The sequence below is a fragment of the Tritonibacter sp. SIMBA_163 genome (assembly GCF_046535935.1).
Taxonomy (GTDB): Bacteria; Pseudomonadota; Alphaproteobacteria; order Rhodobacterales; family Rhodobacteraceae; genus Epibacterium; species Epibacterium scottomollicae.
Genome location: NZ_JAWJBP010000136.1, coordinates 1 through 420, shown reverse-complemented (window position 1 = coordinate 420; position 420 = coordinate 1). Strand labels below are relative to the sequence as shown.

The following is a 420-nucleotide window of genomic DNA, read 5'->3' as shown; positions in this document are numbered from 1 at the left end:
CCATTCGCCAATTCGTCTATATGGCCTTAAGAACGGAACGATATTCGCATGCTGTTTATAGCCATGACGTAGGATGCGAAGTGCAGGAAGCTGTGTCTGATGAAGAATCAACGGACGAATACAAGGAGATGGAAATCCCGCGGCTCATTGAAGAGGCTCTTTTAGTGGATGAAAGAATCGAAAGTGTTCAAGATTTTGAGATCACTAAAGAGGGGGCAGCCTTTAAGGTGATATTTGAAGTGGTGACAGATGAGGGAACCTTGGAGATCGAGGAGGTGATTGGCGAAGATGTTTGGAGAACAGTCTTATGAAGCCATCATGGAACGCATGTTGGAACGTATACCGGATGATATTGATAAACGTGAAAACAGCGTGATATGGAATGCGTTGGCCCCTGCAGCTGCGGAACTTGCTCAATCT

The 420-nt window shown here is 45.7% G+C and carries 1 protein-coding gene; it reads left to right on the top strand.

The genetic code is table 11. The features are described 5' to 3' along the window. Nucleotides 1-311, top strand: a 311-nt coding sequence (locus tag R0J92_RS21785; RefSeq protein WP_411053174.1) for a DUF2634 domain-containing protein, incomplete at its 5' end; no start/stop codon positions are given. Nucleotides 312-420: the final 109 nt, after the last annotated feature.